This is a genomic window from Streptomyces marokkonensis, assembly GCF_008312835.1.
GTDB classification, from domain to species: domain Bacteria; phylum Actinomycetota; class Actinomycetes; order Streptomycetales; family Streptomycetaceae; genus Streptomyces; species Streptomyces marokkonensis_A.
Genome location: NZ_VSKS01000046.1, coordinates 1 through 4,548 on the forward strand (window position 1 = coordinate 1; position 4,548 = coordinate 4,548).

General features: G+C 75.0%; 1 protein-coding gene. It reads right to left on the reverse strand.

What is annotated here, in order from left to right; genetic code table 11:
* The coding region (locus F1615_RS35265) for a type I polyketide synthase (protein ID WP_149553116.1) at positions 1-4,548 on the reverse strand (4,548 nt) is incomplete at both ends.

Sequence of the window (4,548 nt, forward strand, 5' to 3'; positions counted from 1 at the left end):
CGGCCCACAGGGCGGGCTGTACCACGTCGACCCGGTCCAGGCCCGGCTGTCCCGGCTCGCCCCGGAGCACTCCCAGCAGGTCCCAGTCCACGAACGGCTCGAGAGCCCGCGCACACTCCGTCAGCCGCTCCGCGAACGCGCCTCCCTCATCGAGGAGCCGCACGCCCATGCCGGTCCACTGGGCGCCCTGTCCGGGGAAGACCCACACCGGATCACCCACCGGCCGGCCCTCACCGAAGACCACACCGTCCGCTTCGTCCGGTGCGCGCAGGCGCTCCACCAGGACCTCACGATCCATGCCGGTCAGGGTGACCGCGGCGCGGTGTTCGAACACGGACCGGGAACCGGCCAGCATCCGGGCCAGTTCACCCACCGGCACGTCCGGATGCCGTTCGACGAAGTCGGCGACCCGGCCCAAGGACGCACGCACGGCGTTCTCGTTCCGCCCCGACACCAGCAGGGGCAGCACGACGGTGGCCTCCCGGGCCACCTGCTGGACGGGCGGTGCCTCCTCCAGCACGAGGTGCGCGTTGGTCCCGCTGATACCGAAGGAGGAGATGCCGGCGCGGCGGGGTGCCGCCGTGTCCGGCCAGGGCTGGGTCTCGGTCACCAGCCGGACGGCACCCGCGTCCCAGTCCACGTGTGTCGAGGGCCGGTCGACGTGCAGTGTGCGCGGAACCGTTCCGTGCCGCATGGCGAGCACCATCTTGATCACGCCGGTTACGCCGGCGGCGGCCTGGGTGTGTCCGATGTTCGACTTCACCGACCCGAGCAGGACCGGCTCACCCGGCGTCCGCCCCTGCCCGTACGTCGCCAGCAGCGCCTGCGCCTCGATCGGGTCGCCCAGGGAGGTGCCCGTGCCGTGCGCCTCGACCACGTCGACCTCGGCGGGCGACACACCGGCCTGGGCCAGCGCCGCCCGGATCACCCGCTGCTGCGCGGGGCCGTTCGGAGCGGTCAGTCCGTTCGACGCGCCGTCCTGGTTGACCGCCGACCCGCGCACCACCGCCAGCACCGGGTGCCCCAGTCGCCGCGCGTCCGACAGGCGCTCCAGCAGGACCAGGCCCACGCCCTCGGCGAAGCCCGTGCCGTTCGCCGCGTCCGCGAACGCACGGCACCGCCCGTCGGGGGACATGGCACGCTGCCGGCTGAAAGCGGTGAAGGTGCCCGGGGTGGCGATGACGGTGGCGCCGCCGGCGAGGGCGAGGGAGCACTCCCCGTTCCGCAGCGACTGCGCCGCCAGGTGGATCGCCACCAGCGACGACGAGCATGCCGTGTCGACCGTGATCGCCGGACCCTGCAGGCCCAGCAGGTACGAGAGGCGGCCGGAGATGACACTGGTGGCGTTGCCCGTGAGAAGCATGCCGTCCAGGCCCTCCGGGGCCTCGTGCAGCAGGGTCGAACCGTACTCCTGGGCGATGGCACCGACGAACACGCCGGCCGTGCTCTTGTCGAGGGACGTCGGGTCGATGCCGGCGCGCTCGAAGGTTTCCCAGGCGGTCTCCAGCAGCAGCCGCTGCTGCGGGTCCATGGTCAGCGCCTCGCGCGGGGAGATGCCGAAGAAGGCCTCGTCGAAGCGTCCGGCGCCGTCCAGGAAGCCGCCGTTGCGGGTGTAGGACGTGCCCGGCTTGTCCGGGTCGGGGTCGAACAGGGTGTCCAGGTCCCAGCCGCGGTCGGTGGGGAACTCGCTGATCGCGTCGGTCTCGGACCGCAGCAGGTCCCACAGGTCCTCGGGTCCCGCGACCCCGCCGGGGAGCCGGCACCCCATGGCCACGACGGCGATGGCGTCGTCGTCCGGCGGCGTGGTCGTCCGGACCGGCGGCGGGGACGTCGAGACCCCCGCTCCGGGGCGGCTCTCGTTCAGGTGCTCGGCCAGGGCCTGCGGGTTGGGGTAGTCGAAGACGGCGGTGGGCGCCAGCCGCAGGCCGGTCGCGGCATTGAGCCGGTTGCGCAGTTCCACCGCGGAGAGCGAGTCGAAGCCGATGTCCTTGAACGCGCTGCCGGCGCGTACGGCGTCCGGCGTATCGTGTCCGAGGACCGCGGCGGCGTGCCGGAGCACCAGGGCGAGCAGGACGCGCCCGGCCTCCTGCGGTGACAGTCCGGCCAGCTCGGCCGCGACGTCGTTCGCCCGGCCCCCTTCGTCGGCGGCGGTACGCCGTGTGGCGACGCGCACCAGACCGCTCAGCAGGACGGGCACCCCTTCGGGGCGGCGGCGCAGGGCGGCGTGGTCGAAGCGGGCGGCGACACAGGTGGCCGCGTCGCGGGTGACGGCGGCGTCGAGGAGGGCCAGTCCCTGTTCGGCGGTGAGCGGCCTGACCCCGTTGCGGGCGATGCGGTCGCGGTCGGTGGCCCCCAGGTGCGCGGTCAGGCCGCCGTCCTCCCAGAGCCCCCAGGCCACGGCGGTGGCCGGCAGTCCGAGCGAGCGCCGGTGCTCGGCCAGGCCGTCGAGGAAGGCGTTGGCCGCGGCGTAGTTGGCCTGTCCGGCGCCGCCGACGGTGCCGGCGATCGACGAGAAGAGGACGAACAGCGCCAGGTCCGCGTCGCGGGTGAGCTCGTGCAGGTGCAGCGCCGCGTCCACCTTGGGCCGCAGCACCGTGTCGACCTGTTCCGGGGAGAGGCCGGTGACCATGCCGTCGGCGAGGACGCCCGCACTGTGCACGACGGCGGTCAGCGGACGGTCGAGGCCGTCGAGTACGGCGGCCAGCGCGTCGCGGTCGGCCACGTCGCACGCCTCCACGGTCACCGAGGCGCCCAGTCCGGCCAGTTCGTCGACGAGGCCGCCGATTCCCTCGGTCTCGCGTCCGCGCCTGCTCAGCAGCAGCAGACGGCGGGCGCCGTACGCGGTGACCAGGTGCCGGGCGGCCAGCCGGCCCACGCCGGTGGCCCCACCGGTGACGAGGGCGACCCCCTCGGGGTCCAGCCGGCGCGGTTCGCCGGATACCGGGTCCGTGGCGTACGTCAGACGGGGGATGCGCAGTCCGCCCGCGCGGACCGCGGTCTGCGGCTCACCTGAGGCGGCCGCGGCGAGAAGTCCGGCCACGTCCCCGGCCCCGGAGTCCGTCCCGGGCTCCAGATCGACCAGGACGAGGCGTCCGGGGTGTTCGGCCTGCGCCGCCCTGACGAGACCCCAGACCGCCGCGCTGGCCGGGTCGGTCACGCCGGAGGCCGCGTCGGCCGGCACGGCGCCCCGGGTGGCGACGATCAGGCGCGTCGCCGTGTACCGCTCGTCGGCCAGGTGACGTTGTACCTGCGCGAGCGTGTCCCGCACCAGGGCGTGGGCCGTGGCGGCGGTGTCCGCGGCCTCCGGCCTGGGCCGGTCGCGGAGCAGGAGCAGGGTGTCGGGGCCAGGGCCGGAGGAGTCCGCGGTCAGGTCACTCGGACCGTGCGCGTCCACGCCGGCGTCGGCGAGGGCGGTGGCGAGTCCGGCGGCCCGGTCGCCCACCACGAGCCATCGGCCCGGGGGCTGCGGCACGGGTCCCGGCGCGAGGTCCCGCCACTCCGTGCGCAGCAGCATCTGCCGGACGGCCTCGCCCGCCGCGGTCACCGCTCCGCCGGACACGGGCCGTGTCAGCAGCGCGCCCACGGAGACGACGGGGGCGCCCGCCGGGTCGACGGCGAGCAGCGAGACACCCTCGGACCCCGACCACGTCAGCCGGACCCGCAGGGTGGTGGCACCGGACGCGTGCAACTCCACGTCCTGCCAGGAGAACGGCAGGCTGAGCGGCCCGGCGCCCTCCTTCCCGATCTCGTTCAGCACGTCGGCGTGGAGGGCCGCGTCGAGGAGCGCCGGGTGGACACCCCAGCCGTCGGTCTTCTCCCGTTCGGGCAGCGCGACCTCGGCGAAGACCTCCCCGTTCCGGCGCCAGAGCGCCCGCAGGCCCCGGAACGCCGGGCCGTATCCGTAACCGGCGCGCGCCATCCGCTCGTAGGCGTCGGTGACGGGCACCTCTTCGGCGTCCCGCGGCGGCCAGACGGCGAGCGCCTCGGCCCGGCCGGAGCCGGTGCTCCGCGCCGGTGCGGGGGCCAGGAAGCCGCGGGCGTGCCGGGTCCACAGCGGGCTGTCGGCCGACTCGCCGCTCTGGGGTGCCGAGTGGACGCCGACCGCGCGGCGCCCGGACGCGTCCGGGGCCCCGACGGTCACCTGAACGCTGACGGTCTGCCGTGCCTCGACGACGAGCGGGCTCTCCAGGACCAGTTCCTCCAGAAGGGACGCGCCCACCTCGTCCCCCGCCCGGATCGCGGCCTCGACGAAGGCCGTGCCGGGGAACAGGACGGTCCCGTTCACCACGTGGTCGGCGAGCCAGGGTTGGGCGGCCAAGGAGATCTGCCCGGTGAAGACCGGACCGTCCTCCTCGGCACGGTGGACCGCGGCGCCGAGGAGCGGGTGGCCGACGGGACGCAGGCCGAGGGACTGGGGGTCGCCTCCGGTGGACGGGGTGAGCCAGTGGTGGGTGCCTTGGAAGGGGTAGGTGGGGAGGTCGGGGTGGATGGTTCCGGGGGTTGGGCGCAGGGGGATGCCGTTGGTGTAGGCGGTGGCGGCGGAGTGGG